The 14563-nt window shown below is 66.9% G+C and carries 14 protein-coding genes and 1 tRNA gene; 7 read left to right on the plus strand and 8 right to left on the minus strand.

Annotation, left to right across the window (positions count from 1 at the left end):
* Window positions 1-37: 37 nt before the first annotated feature.
* The 3 genes from JLDANKMP_RS04170 to JLDANKMP_RS04180 form a co-directional block, all read right to left on the minus strand.
* Window positions 38-1015 (minus strand): beta-ketoacyl-ACP synthase III, encoded by a 978-nt coding sequence (locus JLDANKMP_RS04170; RefSeq protein WP_005408309.1) that lies wholly within the window; start codon window positions 1013-1015, stop codon window positions 38-40.
* A 91-nt stretch (window positions 1016-1106) separates the two neighbouring features.
* Window positions 1107-1301: a 50S ribosomal protein L32 gene (gene rpmF / locus JLDANKMP_RS04175; RefSeq protein WP_005408308.1), complete on the minus strand. Its 195-nt coding sequence runs from the start codon at window positions 1299-1301 to the stop codon at window positions 1107-1109.
* Between the two features lie 107 nt (window positions 1302-1408).
* A complete protein-coding gene (locus JLDANKMP_RS04180) occupies window positions 1409-1918 on the minus strand; it encodes a YceD family protein (protein WP_012479287.1) in 510 nt (169 codons plus the stop codon).
* A gap of 113 nt (window positions 1919-2031) precedes the next feature.
* On the opposite strand from JLDANKMP_RS04180, the gene JLDANKMP_RS04185 reads away from it, so the two are divergent.
* Window positions 2032-2601 (plus strand): Maf family nucleotide pyrophosphatase, encoded by a 570-nt coding sequence (locus tag JLDANKMP_RS04185; RefSeq protein WP_212560595.1) that lies wholly within the window; start codon window positions 2032-2034, stop codon window positions 2599-2601.
* Window positions 2602-2830: 229 nt separating this feature from the next.
* Here JLDANKMP_RS04185 and JLDANKMP_RS04190 read toward each other — a convergent pair whose 3' ends face one another.
* Complete coding sequence (locus tag JLDANKMP_RS04190; RefSeq protein ID WP_212560596.1) at window positions 2831-4672, minus strand: glycosyltransferase family 39 protein; 1842 nt, start codon at window positions 4670-4672, stop codon at window positions 2831-2833.
* Between the two features lie 42 nt (window positions 4673-4714).
* Between JLDANKMP_RS04190 and JLDANKMP_RS04195 the strand changes: the two genes are divergently transcribed.
* Genes JLDANKMP_RS04195 through JLDANKMP_RS04210 form a run of 4 tightly spaced genes read left to right on the plus strand, consistent with a single transcriptional unit; the run spans window position 4715 to window position 9081 of the window.
* Window positions 4715-5668, plus strand: coding sequence for an AAA family ATPase (locus JLDANKMP_RS04195; RefSeq protein WP_212560663.1), 954 nt, complete (start codon window positions 4715-4717; stop codon window positions 5666-5668).
* Between the two features lie 2 nt (window positions 5669-5670).
* Window positions 5671-6615 carry a DUF58 domain-containing protein gene (locus tag JLDANKMP_RS04200; RefSeq protein WP_088436032.1) on the plus strand — a complete coding sequence of 315 codons (945 nt, stop codon included), beginning with the start codon at window positions 5671-5673 and terminating at the stop codon, window positions 6613-6615.
* On the plus strand, window positions 6608-8557 hold the full coding sequence (locus JLDANKMP_RS04205) for a DUF3488 and transglutaminase-like domain-containing protein (RefSeq protein ID WP_212560597.1): 1950 nt from the start codon (window positions 6608-6610) through the stop codon (window positions 8555-8557). Before JLDANKMP_RS04200 ends, JLDANKMP_RS04205 begins: the two co-directional genes overlap by 8 nt.
* Complete coding sequence (locus tag JLDANKMP_RS04210; RefSeq protein ID WP_005408301.1) at window positions 8554-9081, plus strand: Slp family lipoprotein; 528 nt, start codon at window positions 8554-8556, stop codon at window positions 9079-9081. The genes JLDANKMP_RS04205 and JLDANKMP_RS04210 overlap by 4 nt, the downstream gene beginning before the upstream one ends.
* A 77-nt stretch (window positions 9082-9158) precedes the next feature.
* On the opposite strand, the gene JLDANKMP_RS04215 is transcribed toward JLDANKMP_RS04210, so the two are convergent.
* The 4 genes from JLDANKMP_RS04215 to dnaX form a co-directional block, all read right to left on the minus strand.
* Complete coding sequence (locus JLDANKMP_RS04215; RefSeq protein ID WP_005408300.1) at window positions 9159-9518, minus strand: histidine triad nucleotide-binding protein; 360 nt, start codon at window positions 9516-9518, stop codon at window positions 9159-9161.
* A gap of 67 nt (window positions 9519-9585) precedes the next feature.
* Window positions 9586-10185, minus strand: coding sequence for a recombination mediator RecR (gene recR, locus JLDANKMP_RS04220; RefSeq protein ID WP_212560598.1), 600 nt, complete (start codon window positions 10183-10185; stop codon window positions 9586-9588).
* A 111-nt stretch (window positions 10186-10296) separates the two neighbouring features.
* Window positions 10297-10617 (minus strand): YbaB/EbfC family nucleoid-associated protein, encoded by a 321-nt coding sequence (locus tag JLDANKMP_RS04225; RefSeq protein ID WP_019659509.1) that lies wholly within the window; start codon window positions 10615-10617, stop codon window positions 10297-10299.
* A 6-nt stretch (window positions 10618-10623) separates the two neighbouring features.
* On the minus strand, window positions 10624-12657 hold the full coding sequence (gene dnaX, locus JLDANKMP_RS04230) for a DNA polymerase III subunit gamma/tau (protein ID WP_212560599.1): 2034 nt from the start codon (window positions 12655-12657) through the stop codon (window positions 10624-10626).
* 162 nt (window positions 12658-12819) lie between these two features.
* On the opposite strand from dnaX, the gene JLDANKMP_RS04235 reads away from it, so the two are divergent.
* Both JLDANKMP_RS04235 and JLDANKMP_RS04240 read left to right on the plus strand, forming a co-directional pair.
* Window positions 12820-12912 (plus strand) — tRNA-Ser (locus JLDANKMP_RS04235).
* A gap of 508 nt (window positions 12913-13420) precedes the next feature.
* On the plus strand, window positions 13421-14530 hold the full coding sequence (locus tag JLDANKMP_RS04240; protein WP_212560600.1) for a DUF3667 domain-containing protein: 1110 nt from the start codon (window positions 13421-13423) through the stop codon (window positions 14528-14530).
* Window positions 14531-14563: the final 33 nt, after the last annotated feature.

Genomic DNA, 14563 nt, shown 5'->3' on the forward strand with positions numbered 1-14563 from the left:
GTAACGACAAAACTTCACATTGTCGTAACTTGCACTATCAATAGCGCAGCAGGGCCGAACCCCACGTGAAGCCGCCGCCGAAGGCTTCCAGCAGCAGCAGCTGGCCGCGCTCGACGCGGCCCGAACGCACCGCGGCGTCCAGCGCCAGCGGCACCGAGCCGGACGAGGTGTTGCCGTGCTTGTCGACCGTCACCACCACCTGGTCCATCGACATGTCCAGGCGCTTGGCGGTGGCTTCGATGATGCGCAGGTTGGCCTGGTGCGGAATCAGCCAATCGAGGTCGGACTTGTCCAGGCCATTGGCGGCCAGGGTCTCGTCCACGACCGAGTCCAGCGCCTTGACGGCGTACTTGAACACGTCGTTGCCCTTCATGTTGATGGTGCCGCCACCGTTGGCACCGTCCTTGAAGCCGGTCGAGACGCCCACCGGGTTCCACAGCAGCTCCTTCTTGCTGCCGTCGGCATGCAGGTGGGTACTGAGGATGCCGGTTTCCTCGTCGGCCTTGAGCACGACGGCGCCGGCGCCATCGCCGAACAGCACGCAGGTGGTGCGATCGTTCCAGTCGACCATGCGGGTCAGCGTTTCGGTGCCGATCACCAGCACGTGCCTGCAGTCGCCGGAACGGATGAACTTGTCGGCCACGCCCAGCGCGAACACGAAGCCCGAGCAGGCGGCGTTGACGTCAAAGGCAGGGCACCCCGCAACACCGAGCTTGGCCTGGATCAGGCACGCGGTGGAGGGGAAAATGAGGTCGGGCGTGGTCGTACCGACCACGATCATGTCGAGCTGCGAAGCGTCGATACCGGCCGCTTCAAGTGCGCGCAACGCGGCCTGGTAGCCGAGGTCGCTGGTGGTTTCGCCTTCGGCCGCGATGTGCCGTTCACGAATTCCGGTGCGCGACTGGATCCACTCATCCGAGGTTTCGACCATTTTTTCCAGGTCGGCGTTGGTCAGGACTTTTTCCGGCAAATAGCTACCGGTGCCCGCGATCCTCGAGTAGATCCGCTTGCTCATCATGTTTCCTGTTGCGCGGGCCGCCGATCACCGGCACGCCCGGGAAAGAAGGCAAAGGCCGCTGCCCGGGGGCAGCGGCCTTCCCGGCACATCAATCTTCTTCGACGGCCGAGGTCTTGGTCTGGATGACCTTCTTGCCGCGGTAGAAACCGTCGGCAGTGATGTGGTGACGCAGGTGCACTTCGCCGGTGGTCGGGTCGGTCGACAGCTGCTTGGCGCTCAGGGCGTCATGCGAACGGCGCTGGCCGCGGCGGGACGGGGTAACACGGGATTTCTGCACAGCCATGGGATTGCTCCAAACTCGGTTCGTTTTGCTTCGTCGTATCGTCGCGCAGGACGCCAGCGCCCAGCACACTTTCGCTTTCGCCGCAGCCGCCGACGACAATCCGGCTGCTATTGTTTCTTCAATGCCGCCAATGCCGCGAACGGATTGGCCTTCTTTGTTTCTTCTTCGCTCGGCGCCCAGTCCTTGTCGACTGCTTCACCGTCGGGCGACAGCGGAACCACAGGCACCGCCAGCACCAACTCGTCTTCGACCAGGTCCAGCGGACGCAGCTGGCCGTCTTCCGGCACCAGCAACGCCTCGTACTCCTCCGGCAGGGACGATTCCTCGTCCTCGTCGCGGATCAGGCCAAGCCTCTGGGTCACCTTCACCGGCAACAGGAATCGCTGCATGCTGCGCTGACAGGTCAGCGGCAACGCGGTGTCGATGGTCAGTTCCACATAGGATACCCGCAGGACTTCGTCGCGACCGAATTCAAGCGAGTAGGAACACTCGCCGTCGGTATCTGCGACCAGCCCCTGCAGGCGGGTCAATTCAGCCAGGGAGACCTGGCCGTCGAAGCGCCTTCGCGCTACGACCATCCGCCAAGCATCCAGCGATTCGGGCACGTTCGCGGACATAAGCCGCTGAATACTAAGGATCGGGGGGCGCGCTGTCAAATGCCCGCCATACAGCACTTGCCGCTGGCGCTGCGCACAGGCCAGACTGCCGCACCCTGCCCCGGTATTCTCGCATGTCACTGGTCCTGGCCTCCACCTCCCGCTACCGCCGCGAGTTGCTGCAGCGGCTGGGCCTGCCCTTCGACTGCGCGCGCCCGGAGGTGGATGAAACCCCGTTGAACGGTGAGATGCCGCTGGCCCTTGCAACGCGCCTGGCCACGGCCAAGGCAACCGAAGTCGCCGCCCGCCACCCCGGCGCCTGGGTGATCGGCTCGGACCAGGTGGCGGACCTGAACGGGCAGCCGCTGGGTAAACCGGGCACGGCCGGGGCGGCCTGCGCGCAGCTGGCGGCGATGTCCGGGCAGACAGTACGCTTCCATACCGCCATCAGTCTCACGCGAGACGGAGAATCATTCAGTGCCGTGGATCTGACCGAGGTCCGTTTCCGCGCGCTGGGCCATGAGGAGATCGCACGCTACGTGGCCACCGAACAGCCCCTGGACTGCGCCGGCAGCTTCAAGTGCGAGGGCCTGGGCATCAGCCTGTTCGAAGCGATCGACAACCGCGACCCGACCGCGCTGATCGGCCTGCCGCTGATCGCGCTGTGCGGGTTGCTGCGCCAGGCAGGGTTCGCGGTGCCCTGAAGGCGACACACTGACTGCCGGCACCGATCGCGGAAACAGGCCGGACATGGGCCGGGTAGGACCTGAGCCGGGTAACGTCGACTGTCAGTCGACCATCGCGCCCAGCGCGGGGTTTTGCCGGCGGCTGGAAGAGCAGTCGACTAACAGTCGACTCTACCAACGTGGAGCACCCGACCAACCTGGAGCACGCAACCAACCTGGCGCGCGACCACCTGGACCGCGCTCCGCCTCAGCGCCCGCGAACCTCGAACGGCTGCTCCTGCCATTCCTCCACGCTGCCATCGCGACCGTGCAGGCGCAGGCCCAGCCAATGCCGTCCCGGCGCCAGCGTGCTCGTGTCCAATGAAGCATCGAAGCCCACCGCAGGATGCCGCGGATCGGTGCTGTCCGGCCAGGTCTGGCGCACGTCGAATGCGCGGCCATAGCGCGCATCCCCCATCGAGCGGCCATCGACCAGCACCTCAACCCGTGCCAGGCCGACACCATCCTTGAACGCCCATCCCTTGATCGCCAGCGTGCCAGACACCTTTTCGCCGTTGGAAGGCGTATCCAGCCACGCCATTGCCGGAGTCACGCACGCCCCCGGCGCGCGCTGCGCCGGCAGCCGGAACAGCAGGAAACGCTGGAAACCATGGTCACTGCTGACCACCCGCGGCGCCGGCAGCGGCCCCACCTGTCCGCAGATGGCGTGATAGCGCGCCAGCAGATCGCGGTAACGCTGGTCACTGGGTGAAAGCACCAGCAGCATCGGCGTCGAGCGCTTGCCCTCATGCAGCAGTTCCCACTGCGCCAGCTGCGCGGTGCGCCCATGCTTGTCGTTGAGCGGATGCGGCAGCACTTCGATATCGCCATTGCCGAGCTGGAAGCCCAGCTCGGCGCCAACCTTGAAGTTCCCCGCCAGCACCCGCGTGCCCGCCGGCATCTGCTGCAACTCTTCGCGCACCGTCATCGCCAACGGCTGCCAGCCAGCGAAATTGCGCGGGTAGTACTTGCTGCCTGCCAGCTGCTCACGCAACGCAGGCGTGGAGGCCATCAGGTAATAGCCGAACGCCAGCACCATGCCTGCGCCCGCCAGCCACCAGCCGGTGCGCCGCAGCCAGCGTGGCCAGCCGTTGAGCACCACCGGCACCGCCACCAGCAGGGCCAGATAGCCCGGCAGCGGCCAATGGAAACTGATCCGCTCGACGTCGGTGAAGAAGCCCAGCAGGAAGATGCCCAGCGTGGATACGCCCCCGACCAGGCCGAAGTAGCGCCACTGCACGCGCGTGCCGCCGCCCCTGCGGGTACCGGCCAGCGCCACCTTCCACATCGCCATGCACAGGATCGGGGTGACCAGCATGGGCTGGATCACCAGGAACCACAGCCCGTTCCATTCGAACGTCCAGGGATGGCGCTCGACCACCTGGAACTTCAGGCCGGCGTCGTGGTTGTCCGCGTTCCATGCCAGCAACGGCAGCCACGCCAGCACGCCCACCGCCAGCGCGACCCATACGCGCGGATCGGCCAGCATGCGCCGCCCCTGCGGCAGCGCCAGCAACGCGATGAAGCCAACGCCGATGACACCGATGAACCGGTAGTGACTGAGCGCACCGATCGACAGGCCCAGCGCAAGCTTCATCGCCGACGATGCATCAACGTTGTGCAGCAGCCGCGCACCGGCGTGCAGGCAGATCACCGCGGCCAATGCCATGGGCACATCCGGCACCGCCAGCAGGCCCAGCGTCGCCGACAACGGCATCAACAGCGTGAGGCTGCCCGCTTGCCAACCGGCCACATTGCCGAACCAGCGCGTGGCCGTGCGCACCACCAGCAACGGCAGCAGCGCGCCGATGGCCAGGAACGGCAGGCGCAACGCGAGCACATGGTGGCCACCGATCTCCACACCCAGGCGCGCCAACCACGCGGTCAGTCCGGGAAGGTCCGAATACGCAGCGGCCAGATGCTGGCCTTCCTGCCAATAGAACGCCTCGTCAACAAACAGTGGCAGCCGCGCAGCCACTACCAGCTTGGCCGCTGTGACCAGCGTCCATAACCAGAGAAATATTGTCCGCGCGCGCTGTTCGCCCTGCATTGCTCTATGGATAATCGAATGGATTCCAGACCTGAGACGATCATGCCAGCCTCGTCCCCCAATCCCAGCATGCTAACCGATCAACTGCGCCAGGCCCTGCGGGAGGCACAGGATCAGGTAAACGCACTGGTGCTGGGCAAGGTGCCGGAAGTCAGGCTGGCTTTCGTCGCCCTGCTTTCCGGTGGACATCTGCTGATCGAGGATCTGCCCGGCCTGGGCAAGACCACGCTGGCGCATGCGTTGGCCAGCAGCCTGGGCCTCAGTTTCCAGCGCGTGCAGTTCACCTCCGACCTGCTGCCCGCCGATGTACTGGGCGTTTCGGTATACGAGGCCGGCAGCCGCCAGTTCCAGTTCCACCCGGGGCCGGTGTTCACCCACGTGCTGCTGGCCGATGAGATCAACCGTGCGCCGCCGCGCACGCAGAGCGCGCTGCTGGAGGCCATGGCCGAACAGCAGGTCACCCTGGATGGGCAGACCCATCCCCTGCCCGATCCGTTCTTCGTGATCGCCACGCAGAACCCGGTGGACCTGTCCGGTACCTTCCCGCTGCCGGATTCGCAGCTGGATCGTTTCCTGCTGCGCCTGGCGATGGGCTACCCCGGTGCGCAGGCCGAACGCGAACTGCTGCGTGGTACAGACCGCCGCGACCTGATCGCACGTGCCGTACCGAAGCTGGATGACACCCAGGTACGCGCGCTGCGTGAAGCCGTCAGCCAGGTCCATGCCAGCGATGCACTGGTCGACTACGTGCAGGCCCTGCTGACCCGCAGCCGCCAGCACGCCGGCGTGCGCGTGGGCCTGTCACCGCGTGCCGGCCTTGCGCTGCTGCGCGCGGCCAGGGCGCATGCACTTCTGCTGGGCCGCGGCCACGTGGTGCCCGAGGACGTGCAGACCCTGTTCGTGGCGGTGGCCGGTCATCGCCTCGTGGCCGAAGCCGAGTCCAGCTCGGGGCCGGCACTGGCACGGGCCATCCTGCAGACCGTTGCGGTGGATTGAGGGTGGCCACGCGCTGGGCACGACTGCAACTGCTGGCACGCCCGCGCAGGCCTGAAGCACTGCCGCAGCGCCTGGACCGCCATCGCATCTACGTGCTGCCCACCCGTTTCGGCCTGTTCGTCGCCGCGCTGCTGGCGGCGATGCTGCTGGGCGCACTGAACTACAACAACAACCCGGCGTTGCTGCTGGCCCTGCTGCTGGCGGCAGCGGCGATCGCCAGCGCCATCGCCGCGCACCTGCAGCTGTCCGGCGTACAGATCGACGCGATCTCCGCCGAGCCGGTTCCTGCCGGGCAACCACTGCGCCTGCGCGTGGACCTGTCACTGCGTGATCCGCGCGCACGCCACGGCCTGCACCTGCAGCTGGGTGACAGCGAAGCCTGGACCTCGCTGCCTGCACACGGCCGCGGTGAAGTGGAGCTGCAGGTTCCCAGCGAACGCCGCGGCTGGCTGGAGCTCCCGCGCATCCGCCTCTCCACCACCCAGCCACTGGGCCTGGTGCGGGCATGGTCGTGGGTGTGGCCGGAACAACCGCTGCTGGTCTATCCGCAACCCGAGGCGCTGGCCCCTGCACTGCCGGAAAGCGGCAACGATCCGCTGCATACCCGGGCCCACGCCAGCGGCGAGGAACTGCATCAGCTACGGCCCTATCGTGCGGGCGATGCGCCACGCAGCATTTCCTGGAAGCACTCGGCACGCCGCGACAGCCTACTGGTGCGCGAGTACGAAAAGCCGGTTGGCATCGAAGTCATCCTCGATTGGCGCACGCTGTCTCCGCTGGGCCATGAAGCACGCATCGCGCGTTTGGCGCGATGGGTCGACATGGCCGAGCGCGAAGGCCGCCGCTACACCCTGCTGCTGCCTGCACACCCGCCATTCGGGCCAGGCCAGGGCGCCAGCCACCACCACCTGTGCCTGCGTGCACTGGCATTGATGCCGCATGACTGAGACCACGCCCGCGCTCGACCGCAATGCCCGCAACTGGACCCTGGCCAGCGCGGCGTTGGCGCTGTTGCCGTTGCTGCTGCAGTTGCCGCCCCTGCTGGCGGGCGTGATCGCGGCCGCAGCGCTCGTGACTGCGGTCCTGTCGTGGCGGAAGGTGCTGCCCATGCCGGTGCGCCTGCTGCTGGTGCTGGCCATGCTCGGTGCCATCGCCTGGCAGATGGGGATGGTCCGACCTGGGCGCGATACCGGTTGCGCCCTGCTGGCAGCGATGCTGGCGATCAAGTCCAGCGAACTGCGCAGCCGGCGCGATGCCCGCAGCTTGCTCGGGTTCGCGCTGTTTTCCCCGTTTGCGGCGTTCCTGCTCGACCAAGGACCACTGACCACGGTGTTGGCCGCACTGGCGGGGATCAGCGCGCTGCTCGCCCTGCAACGGCTGGCCGGGGATGAAGGCCACGCCGCGCAGCTGCCCTTGCGAGGGCAGCTGCGCGGCGTTGGCCGCCTGCTGGCGATCGGCCTGCCGCTGGCATTGGCCTGCTTCTGGCTGTTCCCGCGCCTGGCCACGCCACTGTGGGGTGTTCCCGAGCGCGCCGTGGGTACGCCGGGGTTGTCCGACAGCATGGAGCCCGGCCAGTGGCTGGACCTGATGGCCGACGACAGCCCGGCGCTGCGCGTGCAGTTCTTCGGCGCGGTACCCGAGCCGATGCAACGCTACTGGCGAGGACCGGTACTGACCGCCTTCGATGGCCGGCGCTGGACACGTGACCGCGCCAGCGAGCGACGGCCGGCGGCCGTGGTCGAGGCCGGCACGCAGGGCTGGGACTACCAGATCGACTACGAACCCACCGACCGCCGCCAGCTGGTGGCACTGGACCTGCCCAGCCGCGCGCCTGCAGGCAGCACGCTGGATGCGGACATGAGCCTGAGCAGCGAGCGGTCACTGGCGTCGCTGAGCCGCTGGCGGTTGCATTCGGCGCCACCACAACGCTTCGACAGCACGCTGTCACCCTATCTGCGACGGGCCGCGCTGCAGTTGCCCAGTGGCTTCAACCCGCGCACCGCCACGTTGGCGCAGCAATGGCGGCAGCAGGCTGGCAGCGATGACGAGGCCATCGTGCGCCGCGCGCTGCAGTGGATCACCACCGACTTCTCGTACACGCTGGACACCCCTGCGGCAGGGCGCGACCCGATCGACGAGTTCCTGTTCGGCTACAAGGCCGGCTTCTGTGAACACTTCAGCTCGGCCTTCGTGGTGTTGATGCGCAACGCCGGCGTCCCGGCACGGGTGGTGACCGGCTTTGCCGGCGGCACCTACAACCGCCTTGGCGACTACTGGGTCGTGCGGCGGATGGACGCCCATGCCTGGGCCGAGGTATGGCTGCCGCAGCGCGGCTGGGTAAGGGTCGACCCGACCGCAGCCGTGGCACCGGAACGCATTCTGGACACACTGGACGACCGCCTGCAGGCCGGTACGGACACGCCACTGCAGCAACGCTGGCAGCAGCTGGGGCAGATGGGCGACTGGCTGCGCCGCGGCTGGAACGACCTGGTGCTCTCGTTCGATGCACGCCGCCAGCAGCAACTGCTCACGCCGTTCGGGCTGGATGATCTGGGCCCCACGCAACTTGTCGCTGGCTTCGTGGTGGCAACGATGCTGGCCTTGGCGTGGATGGCCTGGCTGCTGGCCCGTGGCGAGCGCGAACGCGACCCGCTGCTGCGCGCCTGGCACCGGCTCGGACGGCGCTACGCCCGCCTCGGCCTGGCCCGTGAACCGCACGAAACCGCACAGGACTGGGCCCAGCGGGTGCACCGGCAGCGCCCTGACCCGGCCCTGCTCGCACTCAGCCAGCGTTTCGCCGACGCGCGTTACGCTGGAACTTGCACCGACCTCGCTTCATTATTGCGGGACCTGCGCAGGCATCGCCCGACTTCCGGAGCCTCCCCATGAACACCAAGTTCCTTCTCACCGCTGTGGCCACGCTGGCCCTGTCGGCCTGCGCCACGGCCCCCAAGCCGCTGCAGGGACAGTTCAGCCTGGTCTCCCCGCGCGACTCGGTCGCTACCCAGCAGGTCGGCACGCCGGTCCGTTGGGGCGGTCGCATCATCGAAACCAAGCCCGGCCAGGGCGAGACCTGCTTCCAGATCATCTCGCGCCCGCTCAATGGCAGTGGCCGTCCGAACACCACCTCGTCCGACGCCAGCGACGGCCGCTTCATCGCCTGCCGTGCCGGCTTCTACGACCCGGCCGTGTTCGAAGCCGGTCGTGACGTGACTTTCATCGGCAAGATCGACGGCTACCAGAACACCCGCATCGGCGAGTACGACTACCGCCTGCCCAAGCTGTCGGCCGATGTGATCTACCTGTGGCCGGAACAGCGCCAGGTCGACGTGGTGCCCTACCCCTATGGCCCGTGGGGCCCGGGCCCGTATGGTCCGTACTGGGGCGGCTATGGTCGCTGGGGCTGGTGGTGATCGTCACCGCACAGGCATGACGGAAAAGGCCGCCCTCGGGCGGCCTTTTTCATCCGCGCATGGCGTGGACAGGGGCTTCAACGCCCAGGCGCACCGAAATGCCCCAGCGGCGCACCGGCCAGCAGGTGCATGTGGATATGGAATACGGTCTGCCCGGCATGCTCGCGGCAGTTCATCACGATGCGGTAGCCGTCCTGTGCGAAGCCCTCGCGGCGCGCGTACTCGGCGGCAGCCAGCGCCAGCTTGCCGATCAGGTGCGCCTGCGACGGCTGCAGGTCATCCAGGGTCGGAATGATCTCGTTCTTCGGAATGAACAGCACGTGCACCGGTGCCTGCGGTGCGATGTCCTTGAAGCCCAGCACCTCGTCATCCTCGTAGACGATGGTGGCCGGGATCTCGCGACGGATGATCTTGCTGAAGAGGGTTTCGTTGCTCATGGTCGGCCTCGGCGGGGATGTCATCCGCATTGTAGGCCGGCCGCGCCGGGGGATGCCCGGCCGGCATTCAATCGCGGAATTCGCTGCGCGTTCCGAACGCGTGCGAGAGCGTGCCGCGATCGACGTGTTCGAGTTCACCGCCAAGTGGCAGGCCCTGCGCCAAACGGCTCGGCTGCACCTTGCGTGCGCGCGCCAGCTGCGCCAGGTAGTGCGCGGTGGCCTCGCCCTCGACAGTGGCGCTGGTGGCGATGATCAGCTCCTGCACCTCGCCTTCGGCCAACCGTCGCTCCAATTGCTCCAGGCCCAGCTCGCGCGGGCCGATGCCATCGAGCGGCGACAGCCGCCCCTGCAGCACGAAGTAGACACCGCGGAAGCCGGTGGCGTTCTCGATGGCCAGGCGGTCGGCCGGCGATTCGACCACGCACAGCTGGCTGCGCTCGCGGCTGCCGTTGGCACAGGTCGGGCACAGCTCGGTTTCGCTGAAATCGCGGCACTGCACGCAGTGGCCGATTCGCTCCACCGCCAATGCCAGTGTCTCGGCCAGACGTTGGCCACCTTCGCGCTCGCGCTCGAGCAGGTGATAGGCCATGCGCTGCGCAGTTTTCTGGCCGACGCCAGGCAGCACCCGCAACGCGTCGATCAATTGTTCAAGCAAGGGTGCGGACACGGCGGCATGCTTTCATGGCGTCGAGCACGCTCGACAGCTGTCTGTAGAGTCGAGACATGCTCGACCGAGGGTTGGAGCGGGCACCTGCAGCGGCAGGCGCCCCCTGGGAAATCAGAACGGCAGCTTCATGCCCGGCGGCAGCTGCATGCCGGCGGTGGCCGACCCCATCTTCGACTTCGACTCGGCATCGATCTTGTTCGAGGCATCATTGAAGGCGGCGGCGATCAGGTCTTCCAGCATCTCCGGGTCGCTGGTCAGCGACGGGTCGATGCGCACCTTGCGGCATTCCTTGGCACCGGTCAGGGTCACGCTGACCATGCCGCCGCCGGCGCTGCCGGTCACTTCGATCCTGGCGATTTCTTCCTGGGCCTTCTGCAGGTTTTCCTGCATTTTCTGGGCCTGCTGCATCAGTTGTGCGATGTTTCCGCGCATGGTGTCTTACTCGTCAAAAGAACGGATGGAATCGGAAACAACCCGGGCACCGTGCTGTTGGATCAGCACCTGCACTTCCGGGTCGTCCATGAAAACGGCCTCTGCCACCTGCTGCCGCTCACTACGCTGGCGGTCGGCACGCTGGTGCAGGGTCTCGGCCGGAACGTGTTCGGTTTCCACGGTCTCGACCACGATCTTCGGCGCCTGGCCGAGGGCCTTCTCCAGCATCTCGCCCAGGGCGGCCAGCGCGCGCTCCGAGCGCAGGTATTCAAATCCGGGCGAAAGGCCCAGTTTCAAGGTCCCGTGCTGGCAACTGATGAAGGCAGCGTTGGCGGCCAGCTGCCGCGACGGGCCGCTCAGGCCACTGCTGGCGACCAGATCCAGCCAGTCCTCGGCGCTGGCCAGGTCGCTCACACCTTCCAGCGGCGCATTCTCCTGCACTGGCGCCGGCTCGACCGGCGCGATGGCAATGCCTTCAGTGCGGAACGGGCGCTCGGGCGGTGCAGGCTCGCTGGGAGCCGCGACGGGAGCCGGCGGCTCATGCCAGGGCGCCACCATGGCAGCTTCCGGCCCAGCCATCTCGGCCGCCAGCGCCTCGTCACGTGCCTCGGCTTCGTCGGTGGCCCACGGCGGCAGGTCGTCGCCCGCTTCTGTTTCAACGGACGGCGGCGCCGCTGCTTCGGCCTTCACCGGCGGCGGCGACACCGGCTCTTCCACCGGAACCGGCTCGGGCTCCGGCGTCGGGTCCGGTTCGGGTTGCGGGGCCGGCTCAGGTTCGGGTTCAGGTTCGCGCGGCGCGGCCTGCACCGGAGCGGCCACCTGCGCCACCACGGCCGGGCTTGCCGAAGCGGCGGCAGTCGCCGGCGTCGCTTCGTGGGTACCCCCACCGGTGCCACCACCGGCAGCATTGCCACCCGGCACATTGCCTGCCCCCTCCACCGACTTCGGCACCGGCGGGACCGCCGCGGCCGGGCGGAACGCCAGCATGCGCAGCACGGCCATCTCGAAGCCCGCGCGCGGGCTCGGCGCCATCGGCAGGTCACGACGGCCGTTCAAGGCCATCTGGTACCAGAGCTGCACCACTTCCGGGCGCAGGCGCTCGGCGAATGCGGCGGCATCCAGGCCTTCGGCAACGGCCGCACCCGGTACCAGCTGCTGCACCTGGATGCGGTGCAGGCCTTCGGCCAGCGCTTCCAGCACGCCACTCCAGTCCGGCGAGAATTCGGCCAGCGCGGCCACCACCTGCAGCAGGCGCGGGCCATCGCCGTCAGCCAGCGCATCGAGCATCGCCGCCACCTGGGTGCGGTCGACCGTGCCCAGCATGGTACGCACCACGTCCTCGCGCAGCGCGCCGCCCGCATAGGCAATCGCCTGGTCCAGCAGCGACAGGCCATCCCGCAGACTGCCATCAGCGGCCTTGGCCAGCTGCACGATGGCACTGCCGTCGGCCTCGATCTCCTCGGCCGCCAGGATGCGGGTCATCTGGCCCTGGATCTGGTCCTCGTCCAGGCGCTTGAGGTTGAACTGCAGGCAGCGGCTGAGCACGGTGACCGGCAGCTTCTGCGGATCGGTGGTGGCCAGCAGGAACTTCACGTGCTCCGGCGGCTCTTCCAGCGTCTTCAGCAGCGCATTGAACGCCGCCTTGGACAGCATGTGCACTTCGTCGATCAGGTAGACCTTGTACTTGCCACGCGAAGGCATGTACTGCGCGTTCTCGATCACCTCGCGCACGTCGTCCACGCCGGTGTTGGACGCGGCGTCGATTTCCAGCAGGTCGATGTAGCGGCCGGCGTCGATATCCAGGCAGGCTGCACACTGTCCGCAGGGATCGGCACTGGTGCCCTGTTCGCAGTTCAGCGACTTGGCGAAGATGCGCGCGATGGTGGTCTTGCCCACGCCGCGGGTGCCGGTGAACAGGAACGCATGGTGGACCCGGCCGCTGTCCAGTGCGTTGCTGAGCGCACGGACCACGTGTTCCTGGCCCACCAGCTCGGCAAAACGCTTTGGACGCCACTTGCGGGCAAGGACGAGATAGGACATCAGGCCACCGTTTTCCATCGGATGTTCCATTGTGCCATGCCTGTCCAGCCCCCTCGCCTCCGGCACATCTTTCGCGGGTTCCTGGCCGGGGTGCTTGTGAAGTGCCGCGCAGCCCGCTAGAATCTGCGCCCCTGCTGAGGCGTTTGCCGATGGCAGGGATCCGGAGAGGTGTCCGAGTGGTTGAAGGAGCACGCCTGGAAAGTGTGTAAGCGTCTAAACCGCGCTTCGGGGGTTCGAATCCCCCTCTCTCCGCCAGATAACTGAAAAAGGCTGCCTTCGGGCAGCCTTTTTCAGTTATCTGGCTGGGGACGCGAAGTGCGCTGCGCGCGCTTCGCCCCAAACGTTGCTGCGCAACGTTCGGGCCCCTCCCCTTGCCGACCTCTCCCCGCCCCTGTCGGGGCAGCCCCTCAACAGAGGGGCTTGTTGCTCCAGATCCATCAATGGGTTTCCGCCACGCGGGGATACCTGATCGGCTGTACCTCGCAGAAGCCGCTGGCTGGGAACGCGAAGTGCGCTGCGCGCGCTTCGCCCCAAACGTTGCTGCGCAACGTTCGGGCCCCTCCCCTTGCCGGCCTCTCCCCGCTCCTGTCGGGGCAGCCCCTCAGCAGAGGGGCTTGTTCCTCCAGATCCATCAGTAGATCCACGCCATGCGTGGATGCTCTTGGTCGCCTTCCGCACGCTCCGGGCACCCTGAAACAAAACTGAACGAAACCTGAAATTTCGCTATGGTAGGCGCCTTCAACCGACGCCTGGCCCATTGCCCATGAGCTCGACCGACAGCGCTCACGCCGCCTGCGAGAACTGCAACACCGCCCTGCAGGGCCACTACTGCCATCGCTGCGGGCAATCGGCGCACAACCCGCTCAAGCACGTGGGCCACGCCATTGAAGAAGTGTTCGAATCCTTCTGGCACCTGGACGGGCGCATCTTCCGCACGCTGCGCGACCTCTGGGTTCCCGGCCGTATCACACTGAACTACCTCAATGGGCGTCGCGTGGGATACGTACAGCCCCTGCGGCTGTTCGTCATCCTCACTCTGTTTACCTTCTTCATCGGCAAGCTGTTCGTGCATGTCGACGACATCGACATGGGCGGCAGCAGCGGTTCGGCGTATACCAGGGCCACAACCGTGGAGCAGGTCGAAGCAGCGCGCGCGGAACAGCTCGCGACGATCGATCGCCAGCAGGCCAACTCACCCGCCACCGGCAACGCCGGCTTCGCCATGGCCAGGGCTGCAGTGAATGCCGCAGCCGCGCAGCGCAACGCCGAGCTCACCGGTGCCGGCAAGGAGGCCGCCACGACGGAAAACGGCACTTTCTTCAACCACACCGTCAACGGCAAACCGTGGGACGCTGACACCAACCCCATCGTGGTGGCCGGCTGGCCCCGGTTCGCCAACAACTGGCTCAACAAGCGCCTGCACAACGGCAACGCCAACATCCAGCGCATGGGAAGCAAGACCGATCTGTACATGCAGGCGATCCTGACCGCATTGCCCGGCGCCCTGTTTTTCCTGATGCCAGTGTTCGCACTGGTACTGCGCGTCGCCTACATTCCGCGGGCGATGGGGTATCTGGAACACCTGGTGGTGGCGCTGTACAGCCATTGCTGGCTGATGATGGTGCTGCTGGCAACCTTCCTCGTCGCCGGCATCAGCAGCGCGCTCGCATCACCCGCATTCGGCGCCGTCAGCCAATGGCTGTATGCACTGCTGTGGCTGTCAGTCCCGGTCTATCTGCTGTGGATGCAGCAACGCGTGTATGGCGGCAACAAGGCGCTGACCATAATTCGCTACCTGGCCATCGGCGGCGTCTACCTGTTCCTGGTGAGCTTCGTGGTCATGTATGCGGTACTGGCGGGAATTTCGGCCTGAATGTCGCGAACGACCTTGAGCTACATCAGCGGC

Origin of the sequence: Stenotrophomonas sp. PE591, from assembly GCF_018320795.1 — a bacterium.
GTDB lineage: Bacteria > Pseudomonadota > Gammaproteobacteria > Xanthomonadales > Xanthomonadaceae > Stenotrophomonas > Stenotrophomonas maltophilia.

What these genes read in the sequence shown, in the direction of transcription:
- JLDANKMP_RS04215 (WP_005408300.1), bottom strand. Translation starts at nt 9,518, where the DNA reads ATGAGCAACGAAACCCTCTTCAGCAAGATCATCCGTCGCGAGATCCCG.
- JLDANKMP_RS04170 (WP_005408309.1), bottom strand. Translation starts at nt 1,015, where the DNA reads ATGAGCAAGCGGATCTACTCGAGGATCGCGGGCACCGGTAGCTATTTG.
- JLDANKMP_RS04185 (WP_212560595.1), top strand. Translation starts at nt 2,032, where the DNA reads ATGTCACTGGTCCTGGCCTCCACCTCCCGCTACCGCCGCGAGTTGCTG.
- dnaX (WP_212560599.1), bottom strand. Translation starts at nt 12,657, where the DNA reads ATGTCCTATCTCGTCCTTGCCCGCAAGTGGCGTCCAAAGCGTTTTGCC.
- JLDANKMP_RS04225 (WP_019659509.1), bottom strand. Translation starts at nt 10,617, where the DNA reads ATGCGCGGAAACATCGCACAACTGATGCAGCAGGCCCAGAAAATGCAG.
- JLDANKMP_RS04205 (WP_212560597.1), top strand. Translation starts at nt 6,608, where the DNA reads ATGACTGAGACCACGCCCGCGCTCGACCGCAATGCCCGCAACTGGACC.
- rpmF (WP_005408308.1), bottom strand. Translation starts at nt 1,301, where the DNA reads ATGGCTGTGCAGAAATCCCGTGTTACCCCGTCCCGCCGCGGCCAGCGC.
- JLDANKMP_RS04210 (WP_005408301.1), top strand. Translation starts at nt 8,554, where the DNA reads ATGAACACCAAGTTCCTTCTCACCGCTGTGGCCACGCTGGCCCTGTCG.
- JLDANKMP_RS04190 (WP_212560596.1), bottom strand. Translation starts at nt 4,672, where the DNA reads ATGCAGGGCGAACAGCGCGCGCGGACAATATTTCTCTGGTTATGGACG.
- JLDANKMP_RS04195 (WP_212560663.1), top strand. Translation starts at nt 4,715, where the DNA reads ATGCCAGCCTCGTCCCCCAATCCCAGCATGCTAACCGATCAACTGCGC.
- JLDANKMP_RS04240 (WP_212560600.1), top strand. Translation starts at nt 13,421, where the DNA reads ATGAGCTCGACCGACAGCGCTCACGCCGCCTGCGAGAACTGCAACACC.
- JLDANKMP_RS04180 (WP_012479287.1), bottom strand. Translation starts at nt 1,918, where the DNA reads ATGTCCGCGAACGTGCCCGAATCGCTGGATGCTTGGCGGATGGTCGTA.